The organism is Vibrio sp. STUT-A11 (assembly GCF_026000435.1).
Classification (GTDB): domain Bacteria; phylum Pseudomonadota; class Gammaproteobacteria; order Enterobacterales; family Vibrionaceae; genus Vibrio.
In genome coordinates this window covers 2,978,872-2,998,592 of sequence record NZ_AP026763.1, presented here as the reverse complement: position 1 = coordinate 2,998,592, position 19,721 = coordinate 2,978,872, and the positions used below count along the sequence as shown (strand labels likewise).

The following is a 19,721-nucleotide window of genomic DNA, read 5'->3' as shown; positions in this document are numbered from 1 at the left end:
GGGTTGGTTTGGCTTATTGTATTGAGTTGCTTTCGTTTAACAAACTTAGCGTTGTGGGTTATCCGCCAGCCAGTTCGCCATGGCAACGAATTGTTCTAGCGTCAGGTTCTCTGGACGCATGCCTGGGTTGATACCCAGCTCTTCCAACACTTCTGTACTCAACAGTGATTTGTAGCAGTTGCGTACGGTCTTACGACGCTGGTTAAAGCCTTCACGGCAAACGCGATCCAGTAAACGCAGGTCTTTGGCTGGACACGGTAGCTCTTCGTAAGGAACCAGACGAACGACGGCTGAGTCTACTTTCGGTGGCGGTACGAATGCTGTTGGTGGCACTTCTAGTACTGGCACCACTTTACAGTAGTACTGAGCCATTACTGTCAGACGGCCATAAGCTTTGCTACCCGGGCCTGCTGCCAAACGGTTAACCACTTCTTTTTGAAGCATAAAGTGCATGTCTTGAATGTCTTTATGGAATTCAAAAAGGTGAAACATCAACGGGGTAGAGATGTTGTACGGCAAGTTACCGAAGATACGTAGTTTGTTATTCGGTTTTACTAGCTGAGTGAAGTCGAAACGCATCGCATCGCCTTCATGAATGGTTAACTTATCCGCTAGATCCGGGTGGTTACGTAAACGTTCAGCCAGATCTCGGTCAAGTTCGATAACGGTGAACTTGTCGACTTCACGGCCTACAGGTTCAGTAATAGCGCCCAGACCTGGGCCAATTTCAACCAGATTCTGGCCTGGTCTTGGGTTAATCGCTGAGACGATACCATCAATAATGTATGGATCGTTCAGGAAGTTTTGACCAAAACGTTTACGCGCTTTGTGTCCTAAATGGACATCATTTCTCATTGTTTCTTCTCTACCAATTCTATCGCATGCGTGAGCGCTGTTCGGAAACTCCCTGTATCCGCCTGACCTGTCCCTGCCAGATCTAATGCAGTACCGTGATCCACCGATGTTCTAATAAAAGGTAGACCAAGCGTAATGTTTACTGAACGACCAAAGCCTTTGTATTTTAAAACTGGCAATACTTGATCGTGGTACATGCCTAAAACAGCATCAGCATCGTTTAAATATTTGTCATTGAAAATGGTATCTGCTGGCAGTGGGCCGATCAGATTAAACCCTTTTTCTTGTCGAATCTTTTCCAGTGTCGGAGTGATGGTTTCGATCTCTTCATGACCTAAACAACCATCTTCTCCCGCATGTGGATTAAGCCCGCAAACATAGATGTTTGGTTGCTTGATGGCAAATTTTTCAACGAGGTCTTTATGAAGAATACCGATGATTTTCTCTAATCGCTCTTCAGTGACGGCTTTTGACACATACGCCAAAGGAATATGTGTGGTTACCAGCGCAACACGCAGTCCTTCCGTCGCCAGCATCATCACAACTAACGGCGTATTAGACTTCTCGGCAAAGAATTCAGTATGTCCACTGAATGCAACGCCAGAGCGATTGATCACCCCCTTGTGAACAGGGCCGGTGACAATAGCATCAAATTCGTCATTCATACAGCCTAAAGCGGCTCTTTCTAACGTTTTTAGTACATAGTGGCCATTGGCTTCGTTGAGCTGACCGGCTACGGTACTTTCCGATAATTCGATATGATCGACGATAAGCGTGCCAGCTTTTTGAGCTTTAGGCGCTTCTTCTGGATTATAATCATAGAGTTGGACGTCAATACCTAGTAGCTCGGCACGTTCCATTAACATGTTTTTATCTGCGCAGACGACAATTTGGTGCGCCCAGTCTTCTTTTGAGAGCGCCAGCACCAAGTCAGGGCCGATACCCGCAGGTTCCCCTGCGGTTACGACAATTCTGCGAACTAAATCAGTTGTCATTGCTGTCATCCACGATTTCAACAAACGCACTTGCACGCAGTTCCTGCATCCATGCGCCTGCTTCTTCATTAAATTTACGGTTAAATAGAATGCGGTAAGCTTTATTCTTCATTGCAGAATCCGTACGGTCAACCTGACGGCGATCCAGCACTTCTACAATATGCCAGCCGTGAACCGTTTTGAATGGTTCACTGATCGAACCTACTGGTAGTGTTTCTACCTGATGTTTAAATTCAGGCACGTAAAGGTCCGGAGTTTGGTAACCAAGTTCACCGTTTTGAGCCGCAGAGCCTGGGTCTTGGCTGTGTTGAGAAGCTAGCTGAGCAAATGTTGCTTCACCAGCTTTAATACGGCGAACATATTCATTTAACTGCTTTTGTGCGCCCTCATCACTGAGGATAACCGTTGGCTTAATCAGAATGTGGCGAGCGTTCACTTCCGTTACCGCGACGGTTTCCAGACCTTGTACATCGTCGATTTTAAGAATGTGGAAACCAACACCACTGCGGAATGGACCTATGATACTGCCCTTGTTCTGCATGTTGATTTGGTCGGCAAAGATGGTCGGCATTTCTTCTTTACGCATCCAGCCCCAGTCACCACCTTGTAGCGCTTTTGGTCCTTTAGAATAGGTGTAAGCCATTTCAGTGAAGTCTGCACCGTCATTGAGCTTTTTGGCCAGCGCTTTCGCTTCTGCTTCTACTGCTGACTTGTCTTTGTCATCAGAGAAGCGCAGTTGAATATGGCTAATTTTGTATTGAACCGTGGCGTTGGTTTGTTGTGATAATTGCTCCGAAAGGCTGTCAACTTCCGCCGGTAGAATATTAATACGACGACGCACAAGCGCGTTACGTGCTTCCGAAGCGGCAATTTCCTTGCGGATTTGCTCGCGGAACTCGGTGTAACTCAGCCCTTCACTTGCAATTGATGCTGTCAGTTGTTCGACAGTTTGATTATTGTTGCGTGCAATCTCTGCAATAGCCTGGTTTAGACGACTATCGTCGATGCGCACACCGATACGCTCAGCCTCCTGGCCTTGAAGTGTATCTAGAATCAGTTTTTCAACGACTTGTTCATGCAACACCTGGGCAGAAGGCAAGCTTTTCCCACTTTGGCGAGCATTGGCTTGTAGCGTTTTTAACGCTGTGTCGATATCACTTTGTAGAATGACACCGTCATTCACAATAACAGCAACCTTATCAAGCTCTACTGGTGCTGCAACCGCTCCACAAGAGAGTAGGGTCGTAAATAAGATTGATTTCCAAATTTTCATCTAAAATTCCGTCAGTATTTTTAATTAGTGTCTTATTTACTCTAAGACGCTTAATTCGATTAATTGTTCAGATAGAATGGGCGACCATATTTGATGGTGTTGTCTGAACCTTCCAATTCTTTGGCTGCCGTGCCAGTAGATTGGTTGGTGGCAAAGCCTTGAATACCAACATTAACACTGAAGTTGCTTTCGTATTCTGCTGATGCCCCTGAGCCGCCGATAATTTGGTCTTCCCAGCCTAACAGTTGGTTAGAGTAGGTTAAACCGATATACCAACAATCAGATTGATAACGTAAGCCTGCTAACCATTCTAAGTCGTTATTTTCATTCAGGTCGTAGTAGTACTGACCACTGGCGGACCAATTTCGGTTAAATTCGTAAGCGGCCACAATACCGGCTTGAGAAATACCTTTCCGAGTAATGGTGTCCAGGTTTTCGAGAATGATCGTATCTTCAATGTATTCGCGAGTGACATAACGGTAGTTACTTTGAATAAAACCGCCGTCAAACTGGTATTCTAACGTGCTGTTCGCAAGTTGCATTGAACCTAGGTCGATGTCGTATTGAATACCGCCATGATAGAACACGTAATCGTTATAGTTGAAGTCTGCTTCAATCGCCCATGACGAGTAATTTGTCGTGTCATCAGGATCGGCTGGGCTGTTGCTGAGCTTAGTTTTTTTATCAAAGTAATAGATTTGGCCGAATGAAATATTGAGACGTTCTTTATAATCGTCATCAAAGAAACGAGTACTTGCACCGTAGCTTAGCTGGTTCGCGGATGCGATCTTATCGATACTACTGTATTTGCGGCTACGGAACAGACCGTAATAATCGGTTTGCAGCAACGTTGTGTCGTAGTTGTAGATATTGGTTTGATCTTCTTTTGGCACGTACAAGTACTGAACCTGTGGTTCCAGCGTTTGGGTGTACCCTTCGATCCAACTGGTATCACGTTCAAGATAAATCTGCGCGTTACTACGGAACTCTGGAATCACACGCGACACTTTTTCATCCAGCTGAAGTTCCAGATCTGAGTCGGTCAGACCATTTAAGTCTTGCGAATAGTATGTGGCTAGCACGCGAGCTTCTGTTGTCCAAGACGACCATGAGTTAGACAGCGGCATAGTGAAGCCAGGCTCAATATGGAAACGAGTGGCATCGGGCTTGGCGTTGTCACTGGTGTCAAAGCGGCTTAGTTGGCTTTTCACATCAAAGTTGAGGTAGTTTCCCCACACTGGCGTGTAGTAGTTTACTGCCAACTGAGGCAATAGACGATAAGGTTTGTTTTCTTCTTGCAACAGGATTTGGAAGTCGCGAACGGTCAACGAGGCGTCCCAGAAATCTGAGCGGTATTGGACTTCGCCTTCCTGCATCAGTTGGCCATCTTCACGGTTACCAATATCAGAGTCGAGATCCAGGAAGTAGTCGATATCACTCACTTCTGAGTAATCGACATCCACGACCCAGTGCTTGTCAATAATACCTTCATGCTTAAACTGGTAGCCCCAGCGTGTCTCATCGGCATACTTTCTGTCTGAATTTAGGTATTCGCCTTTAATTTCACCTTCACCCCAACCATCGGTTAAATAGCGGAAGTCGGTGTCGAATTTGGTCCCACGTTGCTGCATGTAGAGCGTGGTCAGGGTCATATCGTATTGAGGCGCAATGTTCCAGTAGAATGGCACTTCTACTTCCATACCATCGCTAGAGCCGTACGATAGAGAAGGGAATAGCAGACCCGATTTGCGTGTATTGCCTATTGGCATGGTCAGGTAAGGGACGTAGAAAATAGGCACATCTAACACTTCAAAGCGAGGGTGATGCAGTGTTGCCGTCTCTTCATCCTGGTCGACATCGATACCGGACGCAACCAGGCGCCAAGAGTTGTCGCCTTGAGGACAGGATGTAATGGAGCCGTCTTCCAGTTCATAAATCGACTGACCAGTACGCGCAATATAGGCCGCCGTGCCTCGTCCTTGTTGACAAATAAAGTGGTAGTCCGTGTTCTCGAGTGAGAAAGTGTCTTGATCAATATCGCTGGTCACGCGATCCGAGCGAGCTTCGACCTGACCGTCATTGAAGGTGACGTTACCTTCAGCGACCACGACGTTGTCTTGTTGGTGCAGCGTTACGCTATCTGCGGTGATTTTCTTTTGACCTTGCGTGACTTGGACGTTACCAGAGTATTGTGCTTTGTCGCCACTAATGGCTTGCAGTCTGTCAGCCTCGACTACCACGGGTGCATTTAAAGCGTCCTGATCACCACTCGTTTCGACCAAACATTGATCTGTGGTGGGCATTTCCTGCACACTATCATGGATATTCGCGTCAGCTTGAGTGGTAGGGACAAACAAGGCGGTGCTGATAGAGGCCGCTAAAAATGTGCGGGAGAAATGTTGCATTGAATCGAACTTTCCTGTGTCACTGTTATACCAATCGTAGTAAATAACTGCTCACTTACTTACGGTGATAGATATTACTCGATGGCTATAGGGCTTGTTGTACCCTAGCGTAATAGCCAAATGAATCAACTACTATCGTCGTATATGTCCCGGCTCATTGACTTGCTGTGGCATAATCGAGATAAAGTAGCTGCAAAGATAAGCTGGCGAAATGGCCTAGCCGAAATAAAACTAATTCCATTATCATAAAGGAAATCGTTGCATACGGCACTATAAGACCGCTTTCGTCGATAAAAATTCATTGATAGAGAACACATAATGCATATTTGGGGCAAAATACTAGGTGCCTTTTTTGGCTTGTTACTTGGCGGGCCACTCGGCTTGCTATTTGGCTTATTTGTTGGCCATCAGTTTGATAAAGCACGTCGTTTGAGTCAGGCTGGATTCTCGACGGGCGGGTTTGGTAAAGGGCCTAGTCAGGCGCAACGTCAGGAAGAGTTTTTCAAAGCGGCTTTTGCTGTGATGGGACATGTGGCAAAATCGAAGGGTCAGGTCACCAAAGAAGAGATTCAACTTGCGTCAGCGATGATGGACCGTATGAACCTGCATGGTGAACAGCGCCGTGCAGCGCAAGACGCATTTCGTGAAGGGAAGGAAAGTGATTTCCCGCTCGAAGAGGTGTTGGTTAGGGTTAAGATCTCGACTGCGGGTCGTTTCGACTTGCTGCAATTTTTCTTGGAGTTGCAAATTTCAGCTGCCTTTGCCGATGGCGAGATTCATCCAAGTGAGCGAAATGTGCTGCACAAGATTGCTCGCGCATTAGGGTTTTCTTCTGAGCAACTGGAGCGTCGCTTACACATGCAAGAAGCGGCATTCCGTTTCCAGCATCAGGGTGGTTTTCACGGTCAACATCAATCGTCTGGTGCAGGGTGGCAGCAAGCGTCTGAATCTGATCAGTTAGCGAATGCGTATGAAATCCTCGATGTGTCGGCAGATGCGGACAGTAAAACGGTGAAACGTGCTTACCGTAAGCTGATGAACGAGCACCATCCAGATAAGCTGATGGCGAAAGGTCTGCCACCAGAAATGATGAATGTAGCCAAAGAAAAATCGCAAGAAATTCAAAATGCTTATGATCTGATTAAGAAAGTAAAAGGCTTTAAGTAATCTGGCTTTTTCTATCTAAGAAGAAACGCCAAACGGTATTGGTATCATGCCGTCATTCTGAAAAGCGAGGCACGAGCGTAATTCAGAATCTTCTATCCGAGCACTTTGTTGTCAAAGGTATTTCTCTAGCCTCTCAGCGCGCGGATATTAGATTCCTAGTCTCGCTTAGTCTCGCTGGAATGACCCAATAAGAGTCGTTATCCGGTGCCCTTTTTGAGTTACAGGTAACCCAAAGCTATTCAAGCTATCCACTCAGTACAATCAGTCAGCTTGATTTAAATTCCAATCGTAGTCGTATTTAAGTTGACCGGAAAAGCGCTTGTATTGCGGTGCGTATTGCCTGATGTGCTTAAACACGTTCTTCTCACCCCCAAAGTCCTCTGCAAACCAATCATAAATAGACGAGATTCGCGCCGTCTCCCCTTCGATAGAGACGCCTTTTTTGCTGTTGATAAAGGCTTTTGCCGCGCTGTCCAACAAGGCTTGGCTATTGGCGGCTGTAAACACCTGAGCTTGTAGATTCGGACAGCCTAAGCTTGCACAGTTAACCGCATAATGTGTTCTTGGATCTTGCCAGATCGGTCGCAGAATTCGATGCTCGATATCATTCAGAGTTAAGTTTTGATTATTAATGGTGATGACCTCTTCATCCCAGGGCCCAAAACTAAACAACCCTCCTAACTTAGTGATCGACTTTATCGGGTAATTATCCAAGATCAGATCCACCGTGATGGCGTTGTACAGGTTCAGCCAATAAGCATATTGCTCAGCTTTGCGGTATTGCAAAGGATCGAGTTTGGTCAGGCGCTGAATGTATTGTTTGAGTAATGTTTTATCCGCTGCCGACACAGCGCGGTAGCGAAATAACGTATTTTCCCCCAGAGTGACAAGATAGCGGTCGAGTAATTGTTGCCACTCTTGATGAGAGATTTGTATTTGGCTGGCTTCGTTCGAGTGGTTCCAGTATGGCCACAGGTCGGCTTTAGGTGCGGAATAGACGCAAAAGGAAAGTAGGGCACACAATAACAATAAGAAACGTTTCATAGAGATACCTGCGGAGAAACTTTTTGATGTTAGTGTAGACCAGTTTAGTGTTTGTTTTCTTTCTGTAATCTGTAATCTGTAATCTGTAATCTGTAATCTGTAATCTGTAATCTGCAGCCCTTATTCGCCGTCATTCCGAGAAGCCTAAGCGACATCAGGAATCTAATACCCACAAACTCTTGAGTAAAGAAAGTATGAATGTGTACTGCGTACTCTGGCAGTAGATCCTGAATCACGCTCCTTCGTCGCTGTTCAGGATGACGAACTTAAACAGGCGCGTTCTGTATTCCGTAAGCAAAGCGCTCTGAAATCAGTTACCTAAAAAATAAAAAAGACTGACAACAGCCAGCCTTTTTCATTTTTATAGATTAAAGCGTCTTAGCGCAGGAAGCTTGGAATATTCGCTTCATATTCCGCAATTTTATCTTCGTGCTGTAGCGTCAAGCCGATGTTGTCCAAGCCATTCAGTAGACAGTGGCGACGGAACTCATCGATTTCGAAATCGTATTCTTTGCCATTGGCACGTACTTTGTTCGCTTCCAGATCCACTTCAATCTGTGCACCTTCATTCGCTTCAACGTATTGGAACAGTTCATCAACCTCTTGCTCAGTCAGACGCACTGGCACCATTTGGTTGTTGATTGAGTTGCCATAGAAGATATCTGCAAAGCTTGGTGCGATCATCGCTTTAATGCCGTAATCGGCTAACGCCCAAGGAGCGTGCTCACGAGAAGAGCCACAACCGAAATTTTCACGCGCAAGTAAGATGGAAGCACCTTGGTAACGTGGTGCGTTCATCACAAACTCAGGGTTTGGCTGTTCACCTGCGTCATCAAGGAAGCGCCAGTCATGGAAAAGGTGCTTACCGAAACCCAGGCGAGACACCTTTTGTAGGAACTGCTTTGGTATGATGGCATCAGTATCAACGTTCGCTGCATCTAGAGGAACAACTAAGCCTTTGTGTTGTTTAAAACCTGACATCTGTTCTTTCCTTAATCTAGTTCACGAATATCAACAAAGTGACCCGCGATAGCCGCCGCTGCAGCCATTGCAGGGCTAACCAAGTGGGTACGACCATCACGGCCTTGACGACCTTCAAAGTTACGGTTTGAAGTCGATGCACAACGTTCCTGAGGACCTAAGCGGTCATTGTTCATTGCCAGACACATAGAACAGCCTGGTAGACGCCATTCAAAGCCCGCTTCTTTAAAGATGACATCCAAGCCTTCCGCTTCCGCTTGAGTCTTCACCTGTTCTGAGCCTGGGACAATTAATGCCTGAACATGAGAAGCAACTTTACGGCCTTTCGCTACCGCTGCTGCTGCGCGCATGTCTTCGATACGTGAGTTAGTACAAGAACCAACAAACACTTTATCAACTGGGTAATCAGCCAGTGACTTGCCTGCTTCTAGCCCCATGTAAGCCAGCGCTTTTGCTGCTGATGCTTTTTCCACTGGGTCTGAAAAACTTTCTGGTGAAGGAATCGGTTGGTCAACCGCGATAACCTGCCCTGGGTTGGTACCCCAGGTTACTTGCGGTTTGATGTCCGCTGCGTTTAGCGTTACTACGGCATCAAATTCAGCATCATCGTCAGTTTTTAGTGTTTTCCAGTATTCAACCGCCGCGTCAAAATCTGCACCTTGTGGTGAGAATTTACGGCCTTTGATGTAGTCGAACGTGGTTTCATCCGGAGCAATCAGACCCGCTTTCGCGCCTAATTCGATAGCCATGTTACATACTGTCATACGGCCTTCCATTGAAAGGTCCGTAATCGCTTCACCGCAGAACTCAACCACGTAGCCAGTACCGCCTGCTGCTGTTGTTTTACCGATGATCGCCAGTACGATATCTTTTGCTGTAATGCCCGGAGCGACTTTACCTTTCACTTCGATTTTCATCGTTTTCGCACGTGCTTGCTTTAGCGTTTGAGTCGCTAATACGTGTTCAACTTCAGATGTACCGATACCGAAAGCCAGTGAACCGAACGCACCGTGTGTAGCAGTATGAGAGTCACCACAAACGATGGTCATGCCTGGCAGGGTAATGCCTAGCTCAGGGCCCATAACGTGGACAATGCCTTGGTATTTGTGGTTTAGGTCGTAAAGGGTTACACCAAATTCTTCACAGTTTTTCGATAGCGTTTCCATCTGGATACGTGCCATCTCACCAGAAGCGTTGATGTCTTTGGTTGTGGTCGAAACGTTGTGGTCCATCGTTGCGAACGTTTTGCTTACCTGACGCACTTGACGGCCCTTTTCACGCAAGCCATCAAAAGCCTGTGGAGAGGTAACTTCGTGTACCAGGTGACGATCAATATAAAGAATCGGGTTTTCCCCTTCAGCTGCGACAGCAACGTGTTCGTCGTAGACCTTCTCGTAAAGTGTTTTGCCCATTATCACTAATCCTGTGTGCTGCCTCTGATAACGGCTTATCAGAGGCGAATAATTGTTATAAATTTAATTTGAGTTATGAGTTCAAGATGTACTCGGCGATCTTGTCACCCATTTCTGAAGTGGTTAGCGCTGGTTTGTCGCTTGCTAAATCAGCGGTTAGCTCGCCAGCAGAAAGCGCTTTAGATACGGCAGCTTCAATGTCTTGAGCCGCTGCTTCTTCACCCAGGCTGTAACGTAGCATTAGCGCAGCTGAAAGAATTTGCGCCACTGGGTTAGCGATGTTTTTGCCTGCGATATCTGGAGCACTGCCGCCTGCTGGTTCGTACAGACCAAATTTGCTTTCGTTAAGGCTCGCAGAAGGCAGCATGCCCATAGAGCCAGTAATCATTGCACATTCATCCGAGATGATGTCACCGAAGATGTTTGAACATAGCATTACGTCAAACTGCGCTGGATCTTTGATTAGCTGCATGGTGGCGTTGTCGATGTACATGTGAGAAAGCTCGACATCTGGGTAGTCTTTCGCGATCTCTTCGACCACTTCACGCCATAGGATAGAGCTTTGTAGTACGTTCGCTTTATCGATTGAGCAAACTTTCTTACGACGTAGACGTGCAGATTCAAAGGCAATTTTAGCGATACGCTCGATTTCAAAGCGGTGGTAAACCTCGGTATCAAACGCTTTCTCTGTTGCGCCTTCGCCTTCACGACCTTTTGGTTGGCCGAAGTAGATACCACCAGTCAGTTCACGAACCACCACAATGTCAAAACCACGCTCAGAGATGTCAGCACGAAGTGGAGAAAATGCCTCTAAGCCATTGTGAATCTGTGCTGGGCGCAGGTTACAGAACAGTTGGAAGTGCTTGCGCAGTGGAAGCAAAGCGCCGCGCTCTGGTTGGTCGTTCGGTGGCAGGTGTTCCCACTTAGGGCCACCTACTGAACCAAATAGAACCGCATCAGACTCTTCACACGCTTTTACCGTCGTTTCAGGAAGTGGGCAGCCATGATTATCAATAGCAATACCGCCGACATCGTGCTCATCACGCTCAAAAGAAAGGCCATGCTTTTTCTCGATTGCATCAAGTACTTTGTGCGCTTGTGCCATCACTTCAGGGCCAATACCGTCACCAGGTAGAACGGCGATTTTGTATGATTTGTCTGTCATGTTAATCCTTTAATATACTAATTTTTAGCTAAATTTTATGTCGAAGTTAATCTGTTGTGCGCTTGGAAGTAACGTTAGCTATTAAACAGTCGCAATTTTCTTTTGCTTGATTTCGGCAATCTTGTCGGCGCGGTGAATACTATTGATTACGTGCAGTAGAGCCTGACCTGACGCTTCTACGATATCTGTTGAAACGCCCGTACCATGGTACTTACGACCTTTGTAGTTAGCGATGATATCAGCTTGGCCTAAACCGTCTTCACCTTCGCCTTTTGCTGTTAGGTCGAATTTGTCTAGCACGATGTCGTAGCCAGTTACGCGGTAAATACACTGGTATAGCGCATCTACAGGACCATTACCGACTGCCGCCTCACACATTTCTTCATCGCCACATTGCATTTTAATGCTGGTGGTTGCCATTACGCTACCAGATTGCACGCTCAAGTAGTTCAACTTGTAGAAGTCGTCTTCTTCACGCAGATTTGAGAAGTGCATTAGTGCTTCCAAGTCGTAATCGAAAACTTGTCCTTTACGGTCTGCTAGCTTCAAGAAGTCAGCGTACAGCGCATCTAGGTTGTACTCATCTTCTTTATAGCCCATGGTATCCATGTGGCTCTTCACTGCGGCACGACCGCTGCGGCTGGTTAAGTTAAGCGCTTGGTTTTTAAGGCCAATCGACTCAGGAGTCATGATCTCGTAGGTATTCTTGTTCTTCAGCATGCCATCTTGGTGAATGCCTGAAGAGTGGCTAAACGCGTTGGCACCGACGATAGCCTTGTTACTCTGGATAGGCATATTACATAGTTGGCTGACTAACTTACTGGTACGGTGGATTTCATCGTGTTTGATAGCCGTACGTACACCCATTAACTCTTCGCGCGTTTTGATGATCATCGCGATTTCTTCAAGCGAGCAGTTACCCGCACGTTCGCCGATGCCATTGATCGTGCCTTCAACCTGACGAGCACCTGCCTGGACGGCGGCGATAGAGTTAGCAACGGACATACCTAAGTCATCATGGCAGTGAACCGAAATGATGGCTTTGTCGATGTTTGGTACACGGTTAAATAGCGTTTCAATGATGCCGCCAAACTCACTTGGTACCGTGTAGCCCACAGTATCAGGAATGTTGACTGTTGTCGCACCTGCATTGATTGCAGCTTCAACCATACGGCATAGGTTGTCGATTGGTGTACGACCGGCATCTTCACAAGAAAACTCAACATCATCTGTGTAGTTGCGTGCATGTTTTACTGCATTCACCGCCATTTCTAATACATCGTCATAGCTGCGACGTAGCTTGTCTTCGACGTGAATGGTCGAAGTAGCCAAAAATGTGTGAATACGGAACTGGTCAGCGACTTTCAACGCTTCTGCGGCAGCATCGATGTCTTTCGCAACGGCACGCGAAAGAGCACAAATTCGGCTGTTTTTAACGTTTTTAGCAATGGTTTGTACTGACTCGAAATCACCCGGAGAAGAGATAGGGAAACCTGCTTCGATGACATCAACGCCCAGCCTTTCCAGCGCGTAGGCAATTTGCAGTTTTTCTTTAACCGTCAAGCTTGCTGATAACGCTTGCTCGCCATCACGCAAAGTGGTGTCGAATATAATGACTTGATCGTTCATGTTTGCTTCCTTAATGATTTCTGCACTTTCGTGTGAGTTAATCGTTTACTTCCAGTATTTAGGTATAAAAAAACCCGCATTTGCATGCGGGTTCTTAGAACTTGGTGTGGTTATTTTTCTTCCACAGCCTACCCGCGCGAACTGGTCACGATCAGGAGGAGGCTAAGCAGGATAGAAAAATGAGCTGACATAGTTGTTAAGCTTTCCACAAAATTAAGTTAACAAATTAGTACCGCACTCCATCAATTGCGTCAACCCCAAAGTCGATTTTTTATTCATATCGGATGAGTCATTTGCAATTTAAGGTATGTAATCTTGTAAAAAGTGCAAAGAGAGCGGGTTTTAATTGTCTATTCTAACTCTCGATAAAGATCACGCGCTTATAAGGTGGATCATTAAATAGAGGGATCGCGCTTACAAGCTATCGAGACAAGGATTGAATTGTTAGCTGAGAATCGATAGATAGAGTTTATAGTCTATCTTAAAGTGGCGACAAGGTTCGCTATTCAAAGCCTGTGGCAGGGCTTTGTTCGAGAGAATAAACCGTTTTATCTGAGTTGGGTTTTTGAGGTAGTACTTGCACTTGATGAAAGGTACAAAAGGCAGGGGATTAATGGCTAAAGCAAAACAATTTGGATGTTCAGCACTAGCATTAACATTGATCAGCTTATCTGGTTGTCAGCTGTTTCAATCACACACGAGTCAGAGCGTTCCACTCGTCGTTGCCAATGATCATGCTCAAGTTATTGCATTGATCCGTGATCAAATGGATATGTACTTAAGTTATGAGGGCCGAGCGTCGTTTTTAAATCAGATGTTGGTTGCTCTGGAGTCCGACAATCGAGACAAATTTAAAGGTAAAGATCCAGAGACGTATGCGTGGTGGAAGATTCGTGTGCAACCTAATCAATGGTATCAGGCGGAAGGCATCAGGCCCATGGAAGAGGGAATTGAGGTTTACCATGACTTAGCGTTTATCGATGTGCCATATCGCTCAAAGTCGACGTTGTATTTACGCTCAAAACCCGGTCCAGATGGTGAAGAACTGAGCCAGATTACTAAAGGTGAAGTCTTTAATGTTATTGCTAAAGTCGCGGATTGGTACCTTGTCGAGCAAAGAGGTGTGATCAAAGGCTATGTCCATAAAGATTACGCGCGGAGTAATGTCGGAGAGCGTGACATACTTTCCACGCCACCGAATCCATTACTGGATTCGCCTAAGTCCACAGACCCAAATTACCAATATTATTATGAACTACAGGGAAGCTATACCTGTCGCGTTCTCAGCTATGAGTTGAGCAAAGGTGGTGAATTTACCACTGGAGCCTTACGAGCGTGCCGTAAGCAGAGAAAGGTCTGGTATATCGACTCGCCACAAGCCTAAAGATCATCATTCCCATATACGTTGCTGTGTTACACGTAACCAGACAGATAAGTTTGTCAGTCCTGAGGACGAGTGCCTCACATCAATTTTACACCTGTCATTAATTGTCCAACTTCCCGTCATGCGACTGTCACTAAAAACGCCTAATTTGCGTTTAAGGCGTTGTCAAAATGAGGGAAGGTCATATGAGAACGATAGAGACAATTACTCAGCCAATAACGGCCATCGCTAAGTTTGACTTAGCACTTTCTAGCGTTTGTTTGCAACATCGCTTTAACCAACAAGTGGCTAATATCAGCAAAGGGATCTCACACAGCGGTGACGGTCACCTTTACTTAGTCCTCGGTGTGTTGGCGTGGTATCTGGATAAGGATCTGGGCTTGTGGTTTCTGCTTGCCGGGTTGTTGGCATTTGCCATAGAACTGCCCATCTACTGGACGCTGAAAAACAGTTTTAAGCGTCGCCGCCCTGAAGAACTGAGCGCTTTGTTACCTGCTTTTATTACCCCTTCTGATCGCTACAGTTTACCGTCTGGACATACTGCTGCCGCTTTTGTTATGGCAACGCTTATTGACCACTTTTACCCACAACTGGGGTTTGCTGCTTATTTCTGGGCGAGCTTGATCGGCTCTGCGCGTATTTTTCTCGGGGTGCACTTTTTTACCGACATCATTATAGGTGCGCTGCTAGGAAGTCTGTGTGCTGGGCTCGCTATTTCAATCATCGGAGTGTAATTGATGAAAATTCTATACGGTGTGCAAGGCACCGGGAATGGGCATATTGCTCGTGCCAGAGCGATGAGTAAAGCATTTGCGTCGCGTGATGTGCAGGTGGACTTTCTGTTTTCAGGTCGAGCTCCAGAGAAATATTTTTCAATGGAAGCCTTTGGTGATTATCAAACTCGTCGAGGGTTTACTTTCGTGACTGAAAAAGGGGCAGTGAACTACATAAAAACAGCACTCAACAACAATTTGATTCAGTTTCTTAAAGAAGTGAATCAGCTAGATCTGTCGTCTTATGATCTAGTGATTAATGATTTTGAACCTGTCACGGCATGGGCTGCCCGTAAGCAGAAAAAGCCATGCATCGGCATCAGCCATCAGAACGCATTTCGTTATCCCGTACCGTTAAAAGGGGCCAGCTGGCTGGATAAATCAGTAATTGAGCACTTTGCGCCATCGCAACATCATTTGGGATTGCATTGGTATCATTTCGACCAGCCAATACTGCCTCCCATCATTCATACACTGGACAATCAGGAACACAGCGATAGCTTTGTGCTGGTTTACCTGCCTTTTGAATCTATCGAGGACATTGCTGATCTGTTGTTCCACTTTAATCAGCAGTCATTCATTTGTTATCACCCTGATGTGATAGAAAATGAAGTGATTGAGAATATCGAGTTGCGCCCATTGTGCCATACCAATTTTCAGCATCACCTACACCGTTGTAGTGGTGTGATCGCCAATGGTGGTTTTGAGTTGCCGTCAGAGGCACTTTCCCTTGGTAAGAAGCTGTTGTTGAAACCACTAGCGGGTCAATTTGAGCAACAGAGTAACGTCGCAACGCTCGAAGATTTAGGGCTCGCTTCTTCCATGGACAGCTTAGATATTTCGGCGGTGCGTCATTGGTTGAAGGAGCAACAAGCAGAGAGCGTTAAGTACCCGGATGTGGCACAGGCGATAGTTAACTGGGTGTTGCAAGGTGTCTGGGATTCTCAGGAAGCGTTGTCCAAGCAATTGTGGGAACAAGTAGACTTCCCTAGTTACGTATCCAATATCTAGCCAGTCAGTATCAAGCGTTTTTAGAGCAGCAGCATAGAAATATGCGCTGCATTTTTAATTGATTTTTCCTTGTTTTTATTCAATCCTAGCTCCCAAACTACTCGACTTTTCACCGCCTAACTGCTCGGGTTATTGATTGTATTTCTCTTAAAAAATCTTTCATACTCTCTGTGAATGGGTCTATGGCTTGTTCTCTCCACTCTTAGAAATACGACCTCTGAGCTAGATTGGCGTAATTTTAGTCATTTTATGTTTTTTTATATTTTTATCAACATATTGAATTTTAAATAATAAATAACTGGAAGGATAAAATTTACTGATTAATTGTCAATCTAGTTGCGAAACCCTAATCAATTAGTTGATAGTACGCTTTGAGCCGGAATCATCCGGACGATAAATATAATAAAAGTTAGGTTTTCTATTCGTGACATGATTCGAATCCAGCCGCCGTCTTTTGTGCGAGATGGGATTCTATTCGCTATGAATTCATTAAACCAAATTGACGATTTCAAAAGAGGCGCACTCAATGTTAGATAAAAAAGACGCGATGAGCGCAATTGCTAGCTACCGTATGGAAAGCACTTTACGAGGTGTAGATTTAAACTTGTTAACGGTATTTGATGCCGTGATGCAGGAGCAAAATATCACTCGTGCAGCACACAACTTAGGCATGTCTCAACCAGCGGTAAGTAACGCAGTGGCACGACTAAAAGTGATGTTTAATGACGAACTCTTTATGCGTCAGGGCCGAGGCATTCAGCCAACACAGCGTGCACGTCAGTTATTTGGTCCTATCCGTCAGGCGTTACAACTAATCCGCAACGAGCTACCAAGCTCTGTATTCCAACCGGAGTCTTCAACGCGTCTGTTTAAATTGGCTATCTGTAGCCCATGTGATTTACGTTTTGCGCCCAAGATTATGTCTAAAGTGGCACAACAGGCACCAAGCGTTCAACTTCATCTAGATGCGGAATTCGATCGTCTTCTGTCTGAACGTATGCGTTACCAAGAGATCGATTTTGTGATCGACTACGCCCGCTTTGATGAGCAAGGGTTCTCTAGCACTGAGATCTTTAAAGATGAACTGGTAGTGATAGCGTCTAAAACGCACTCGCGTATTCAAGGGATGGTATCGGCAGAGCAACTGATTAACGAAAAGCATGCGAAACTATCAAAAGTGCATGGTCAGCGTAGCTTTTCAGAGCAAGCTTATAGAGAACTTGATTGTCAGGCGGCGTATGAAGGTTCAAGCCTTAGCAACTTGCTTTATGTGGTCAGTCAATCTGAGTTGGTGACGATAGCTCCGCGTTGGATCGCTGAAAATGCGGTCAACAGCGATCAGTTACAAATTCTGGATCTGCCATTTGAGAGTCAAGAAATCAGTGGTTACCTGAGCTGGCATGAGTCCAGTGAGAAAGACAAGGGTCACATCTGGCTTCGTGATCAATTGATGATGATCTGTGGCGAAGTTATCGCTCAAAAATAAATGAGAATACGGCCTGGGTCATGACTTCACTCACTTAGGTCACGTTGAGGGATAGAAAACGCCCTCAACTGCTCACCAAATTTTACAATTACAAAGCCCCGGAAGGTTTACTCCTTCGGGGCTTTGTATTTTTTATAATGGCCAATACAAACATAAAGTTAAGTGCTTTTCTATCCGACTATCGATGGGGTGGTTCGCACGCATTAGTGAAGCCGATCTCTTAATAAAGAGAAGTTTGATATTCGTCAGTTGCGTTTTGCCGCCCTGTGAGTACACTTGCTCGCTCAATTAGCTTACACCTGTAAGCCAAAGGTAAGTAAAAATGGCCAAGTTAGATTTTCATATCGTTAAACGTATTCGTGAACAAATTGCGAAAGGTGATACTCGCGTTGCTCTAAAACACAAAGTGGGCAATGAATGGCAAGGTATTACTTGGCAGCAATTTGGTCAGCAAGTGGATGAACTATCGCTTGCACTTTTGGCTCAGGGATTGAGAGTTCAAGATAAGGTCGGCATTTTTTCAAATAACATGCCGCAATGGACGATCGCGGATATTGCCGCACTGCAAGTACGTAGTGTGACGGTTCCTATCTATCCGACTAATACGGCTGCGCAGTCGGCGTATATCCTCGACAATGCAGACGTGAAAGTTCTGTTTGTCGGTGAGCAGCCTCAGTTTGATGCAGCCGTCAGTATTTTCGAGCAGTGCAGTCAGCTAGAACTGATCGTGGCGATGTCTGACGATATCGAGCTCAGCGACCATTCATTTGTTATCACTTGGAAGGACTTTGTCGCTAAAGGCAATGCTGGTTACCAACAAGAGTTGGACGCTCGTGTTGCACAGGCTTGTGAAGATGATTTGCTTACCCTGATTTATACCTCTGGTACAACAGGACAGCCGAAAGGGGTAATGCTGGATTACGCCAATATTGCCGCGCAGCTAGAAGGACATGACAAACGCTTGAGCCTGACTCAGGATGACGTCTCGCTGTGTTTCCTGCCATTGTCTCATGTGTTCGAGCGAGCGTGGACATTCTATGTCCTGTATAAAGGCGCAACCAACTGTTACCTCAAAGATACAGCGCAAGTGCGAGACGCGCTCAGTCAGGTTCGTCCAACTGTGATGTGTGCAGTGCCTCGCTTCTACGAAAAGATTTTTTCTGCGATTCATGAAAAGGTGTCTCGCGCACCGATCCACCGTAAGATCATGTTTACCTGGGCGGTGAACATGGGCGCTAAAATGGCGTTATGCGATCAGGAAAAGCGTCAGCCTTCAATCATGCTACGTAAAGCTCATGCTCTGGCTGATAAGCTGGTACTGAGTAAGCTACGTGCGCTATTAGGCGGGCGTATTAACTTTATGCCTTGTGGCGGCGCGAAGCTGGATGAAACCATCGGCCGTTTCTTCCATGCGATGGGCATTAACGTTAAGTTAGGCTACGGCATGACGGAAACAACCGCGACCGTATCCTGTTGGGATGATCACTGCTTTGATCCTGACTCTATCGGCTCATCAATGCCTGGCGCACAAGTGAAAATCGGTGCAAACAACGAAATTCTGGTTCGTGGCCCTATGGTCATGCGTGGTTACTACAAAATGCCAGAAGAGACAGAAAAAACGTTCGATGAGCACGGCTTCCTGAAAACTGGCGATGCGGGTCATATTGATCAAAACGGCAATCTTTTTATCACCGATCGTATTAAAGAGTTGATGAAAACCTCGGGTGGTAAGTACATTGCGCCACAAATGATCGAAGGTGCTATCGGTAAAGATCACTTTATCGAGCAGATTGCGGTGATCGCGGATACACGCAAATTCGTTTCAGCACTGATCGTCCCTTGTTTTGATTCGTTGGAAGAGTATGCCAAAGAGCTGAACATTGCGTATCACGATCGTGTTGAACTGATTAAACATCATCAAGTCGTAGAAATGCTCGAAAAGCGAGTCAATGAACTGCAAAAAGAGCTGGCTAAGTTTGAACAAGTTAAAAAGTTCAAACTGTTGCCAAAGGCTTTCTCGATGGATGATGGCGAGCTAACACCGACACAAAAACTGCGTCGTAAAGTTATCAACGACAAATACCAAGACGAAATCGAAGAAATGTACAAGGAAAAGCATTAGTTCGCTTAACTTGAACTCG

15 protein-coding genes are annotated in these 19,721 nt (G+C 45.8%); 6 read left to right on the top strand and 9 right to left on the bottom strand.

Features of this window, described 5'->3' with window-relative positions; genetic code table 11:
- Positions 1-45: 45 nt before the first annotated feature.
- From rsmA to lptD, 4 genes are read right to left on the bottom strand one after another with little or no spacing between them, the layout of a single operon-like run.
- Positions 46-855, bottom strand: coding sequence for a 16S rRNA (adenine(1518)-N(6)/adenine(1519)-N(6))-dimethyltransferase RsmA (rsmA, locus tag OO774_RS13925; RefSeq protein WP_264903222.1), 810 nt, complete (start codon positions 853-855; stop codon positions 46-48).
- Positions 852-1,850 carry a 4-hydroxythreonine-4-phosphate dehydrogenase PdxA gene (pdxA, locus tag OO774_RS13920; RefSeq protein ID WP_264903221.1) on the bottom strand — a complete coding sequence of 333 codons (999 nt, stop codon included), beginning with the start codon at positions 1,848-1,850 and terminating at the stop codon, positions 852-854. Before pdxA ends, rsmA begins: the two co-directional genes overlap by 4 nt.
- Entirely contained in the window at positions 1,840-3,123 is a 1,284-nt protein-coding gene (gene surA / locus OO774_RS13915) for a peptidylprolyl isomerase SurA (protein ID WP_264903220.1), read from the bottom strand. Before surA ends, pdxA begins: the two co-directional genes overlap by 11 nt.
- 59 nt (positions 3,124-3,182) lie before the next feature.
- A complete protein-coding gene (gene lptD, locus OO774_RS13910; protein WP_264903219.1) occupies positions 3,183-5,528 on the bottom strand; it encodes an LPS assembly protein LptD in 2,346 nt (781 codons plus the stop codon).
- 318 nt (positions 5,529-5,846) lie between these two features.
- Between lptD and djlA the strand changes: the two genes are divergently transcribed.
- Entirely contained in the window at positions 5,847-6,695 is an 849-nt protein-coding gene (gene djlA, locus OO774_RS13905) for a co-chaperone DjlA (protein WP_264903218.1), read from the top strand.
- Positions 6,696-6,956: 261 nt separating this feature from the next.
- Here djlA and OO774_RS13900 read toward each other — a convergent pair whose 3' ends face one another.
- The 5 genes from OO774_RS13900 to leuA all read right to left on the bottom strand — a co-directional run bounded on the left by OO774_RS13900 (position 6,957) and on the right by leuA (position 12,926).
- Positions 6,957-7,739: a DUF547 domain-containing protein gene (locus OO774_RS13900; protein WP_264903217.1), complete on the bottom strand. Its 783-nt coding sequence runs from the start codon at positions 7,737-7,739 to the stop codon at positions 6,957-6,959.
- A 378-nt stretch (positions 7,740-8,117) separates the two neighbouring features.
- On the bottom strand, positions 8,118-8,720 hold the full coding sequence (gene leuD, locus OO774_RS13895) for a 3-isopropylmalate dehydratase small subunit (RefSeq protein WP_014230723.1): 603 nt from the start codon (positions 8,718-8,720) through the stop codon (positions 8,118-8,120).
- A gap of 11 nt (positions 8,721-8,731) precedes the next feature.
- Positions 8,732-10,132 (bottom strand): 3-isopropylmalate dehydratase large subunit, encoded by a 1,401-nt coding sequence (gene leuC, locus OO774_RS13890; RefSeq protein WP_264903216.1) that lies wholly within the window; start codon positions 10,130-10,132, stop codon positions 8,732-8,734.
- Positions 10,133-10,205: 73 nt separating this feature from the next.
- On the bottom strand, positions 10,206-11,297 hold the full coding sequence (leuB, locus tag OO774_RS13885) for a 3-isopropylmalate dehydrogenase (RefSeq protein WP_264903215.1): 1,092 nt from the start codon (positions 11,295-11,297) through the stop codon (positions 10,206-10,208).
- A gap of 81 nt (positions 11,298-11,378) precedes the next feature.
- Positions 11,379-12,926: a 2-isopropylmalate synthase gene (gene leuA / locus OO774_RS13880; protein WP_264903214.1), complete on the bottom strand. Its 1,548-nt coding sequence runs from the start codon at positions 12,924-12,926 to the stop codon at positions 11,379-11,381.
- Between the two features lie 613 nt (positions 12,927-13,539).
- On the opposite strand from leuA, the gene OO774_RS13875 reads away from it, so the two are divergent.
- From OO774_RS13875 to OO774_RS13855, 5 genes are all read left to right on the top strand, one after another.
- A complete protein-coding gene (locus OO774_RS13875) occupies positions 13,540-14,310 on the top strand; it encodes an SH3 domain-containing protein (protein ID WP_264903213.1) in 771 nt (256 codons plus the stop codon).
- A gap of 185 nt (positions 14,311-14,495) precedes the next feature.
- Entirely contained in the window at positions 14,496-15,044 is a 549-nt protein-coding gene (locus tag OO774_RS13870; RefSeq protein ID WP_264903212.1) for a phosphatase PAP2 family protein, read from the top strand.
- A 3-nt stretch (positions 15,045-15,047) separates the two neighbouring features.
- On the top strand, positions 15,048-16,094 hold the full coding sequence (locus OO774_RS13865; protein WP_264903211.1) for an MJ1255/VC2487 family glycosyltransferase: 1,047 nt from the start codon (positions 15,048-15,050) through the stop codon (positions 16,092-16,094).
- 526 nt (positions 16,095-16,620) lie between these two features.
- Positions 16,621-17,580, top strand: a complete 960-nt coding sequence (calR, locus tag OO774_RS13860; protein ID WP_264903210.1) for a LysR family transcriptional regulator CalR — start codon at positions 16,621-16,623, stop codon at positions 17,578-17,580.
- Between the two features lie 322 nt (positions 17,581-17,902).
- On the top strand, positions 17,903-19,702 hold the full coding sequence (locus OO774_RS13855; RefSeq protein ID WP_264903209.1) for a long-chain fatty acid--CoA ligase: 1,800 nt from the start codon (positions 17,903-17,905) through the stop codon (positions 19,700-19,702).
- The last annotated feature ends 19 nt before the right edge of the window (positions 19,703-19,721 follow it).